Origin of the sequence: Bacteroides sp. AM32-11AC, assembly GCF_003603515.1 — a bacterium.
Classification (GTDB): Bacteria; Bacteroidota; Bacteroidia; order Bacteroidales; family Bacteroidaceae; genus Bacteroides; species Bacteroides uniformis.
Genome location: NZ_QTNH01000024.1, coordinates 8198 through 10804 on the forward strand (window position 1 = coordinate 8198; position 2607 = coordinate 10804).

The 2607-nt window shown below is 53.6% G+C and carries 2 protein-coding genes; both read right to left on the reverse strand.

Going from position 1 to position 2607, the window contains the following annotated elements; all coding sequences use genetic code 11:
• Positions 1-73: 73 nt before the first annotated feature.
• Positions 74-850 carry an IS21-like element helper ATPase IstB gene (istB, locus tag DW800_RS19140; RefSeq protein ID WP_117704170.1) on the reverse strand — a complete coding sequence of 259 codons (777 nt, stop codon included), beginning with the start codon at positions 848-850 and terminating at the stop codon, positions 74-76.
• Positions 851-871: 21 nt separating this feature from the next.
• Positions 872-2485, reverse strand: a complete 1614-nt coding sequence (gene istA / locus DW800_RS19145) for an IS21 family transposase (protein WP_016272705.1) — start codon at positions 2483-2485, stop codon at positions 872-874.
• Positions 2486-2607: the final 122 nt, after the last annotated feature.

The window sequence follows — 2607 nt, forward strand, 5'->3', positions numbered from 1 at the left end:
TGTAGCTAACACTTGAAAAGGGACCCGGGTAGCATTTGAAACGTGTACCACCCGATAGGTTTTGCAAAGTTAATTAAATTTGTTTATTTATCATATCTTGTGTTTCTTTCATTCTGTACGATTTTCCCGTCATGTTCAGTAGAATCGCCTTGTGCGTTAGCCTGTCTACCATTGCTGTAACTAGTACTTTGTCTGCAATAATCTCGTCCCATCTGTTGAATGCGAGATTTGTTGTAATGACGGTTGTTTTCTTGTCAGTTCTGAGTGACAGATGGTTGAACAACATCTCCGCTCCCGCCTTGTCACAAGAAACGTATCCGAACTCGTCGCAGATGACCATGTCGTATCGTTCGAACTTGTTCTCGAGTGCCCTTAGTGTCATTGCGTTCCGGCATTCCCTTATCTGCGTAAGCAGTCTGGGCACGGAAGTGAACAGTACGGAGTATCCCGCGTTACAGGCCGCAATCCCCAAGGCTGTAGCCAGATGGGTCTTTCCGGTACCGGGATTCCCGTATAGTATAAGGTTGCGCCCTTCCTTGATGAAATCAAGTGTCTCAAGGTTTGGCAAGGCCTTCCGCGCTTCTGGCGGAAGCGCGTCCGTGTCTATTTCGTTGAGGTATCGCAACTGTGCGAACGCGGCATTTTTGATGCGATGCCGACGCTGGTTCTCCGAGCGGTTTTCTTTTTCCTGACGCAGGAGTTCGGCCGTGAACATCCACAGGTTCCATCGTTCATCAAGTCCTTGCTGTATAAGCAGGTCGATGTCGCGTCGTACCAGAGGGAGTTTGAGGTCGAAGGCATACGCACGTATCCGTTCGCGTATGGAGTCTTGATTTTCGTTTTGTTCCATTGCTATGCAATTTTTATGTTGTTAGACGGTAACTTTGTTTACAGGTTGTTGTGTGGCGCCACATCCGATCATCGCCGAAAGTGTGTCCAATGTCTGTGAGGCCGATTCTTCAATGGCGGTCTGTTGTGGATCGGACGGGGTCAGGGTGGCCGCGTCTTGACGGACGTTTGCGGTTCCATTGCCGTCACTGGCCAGCATCTCGGCGCTCAATTGTTCGGAAGACAGGCGTTTGAGTCCCCGGGAGGACAGACGGTCTGCCGCAGCCAGTATGTCGGCATAAGTGCGCTGGTTGTCACGGGTAAACACGAGCAGTTCGACAAACGATCTGGGAGAATCCGTAAAATGTTTGCGAAACAGTGCCGCCACGTCCGGGTGTACCTGTCGCATGGCCGTGGATCGTCCCAACGCCGCAGGCTTGCGAAGGAACGTGCCCAGATAGTGCATCAGGTCGATACACCAGTCACCGAGACGCCGGGAGCGTACATGCGTGGCTACCTTGTCGCGACCGTCAAGCACGACAATACGCTCGGAATACATCTTTATGGGTACCTCCCGACCGACAAGCCGGTCAGGCACAGAGTAATGCACACCATCGACGGTAATGGTGGAATACTTCCCGACACGGGCATGCCGCTGCTCAAAGCAGCCCATGTCACCGTGGTCAAGCGGCCGCAAAGCCGCAATATCGGCCTGTACGCGCTCCTTCTTCTCTTGCGCAGACATGTTGGAAGCCTCCCCGTTGAGCCTGTCACAGACCTTGTCAAGATGACACTGCGCCTGCTCCAGCGAACCGAAACGGACATCATAGGCGAAAGCCCGCCGGCGGATATGTTCCACCGAACGCTCCACCTTACCTTTCTCCCATCCCGAACGCGGATTACAGAAATGAGGGGTGAAACAATAGTGGAGTTCCATGCGGCGCAGGGCATCGGTATGTTCGCGCTCCTGTCCAAGGAACTTCTTGACGGCCACCCGCATGTTATCGTAGGCCATTACTTGCGGCGTGCCCCCCAAAGCACGGAAGCAGTTGCGGTGTGCTTCCATCAGGGCCAACGTGTCCTCGCGGGAGAACAGGTATGCCCGCCGCAGGTTGCTATGGTTCATCGTGAACACGGCCATGTGCAGCTTCGTCTTGACACCGGCAATCCAAAGTGTCAGCACGCCCCAGTCAAACTCGCACCGGAACCCCGGTTCATACTCCTGGCGGATGAACGCCGCCGGGGACTTGGCTGGAGCGGACACCGCCACTTCCAATGCACGGACATACTGGCATACCGTCGAATAGGCAATCTCTATGCCTTGATCGCGCAACCGGCGCCACATGTCAATCTTGCGCATCTGCTGCTTGCGCAATCCGGCCGCGGCATTAGACCGGTTGCGGGCCATGAAGCCGTCTATCGCCTCCATCACCTGCTGGTTCATCACTCTGCGGACACGTTTGCTGCTGTCATAGCGCACCGGCTGCTGCAGGTACGTGTCCATTGCTTCCGCATCGGGGTTGTCACCGACCGCTTGTTCGAAAGCCCGGAGATACTTGCGTACAGTCTTGCGGCTCATGCCGTTACGACGGGCGATCTCACGGATGCTCAATCCGTCACGCCTATAGGCGAGAATTATGGAATCTCTTTCTTCCATGTGGTACATATTATGAACGCCATTGGTTTTTATGAATATACCAATTTTGTTCGGTTAAACATACCCATGGGTGGGGCACTTTTTAAATGTTGTTCCGGGTCCCTTTTCAAGTGTTAGCTACA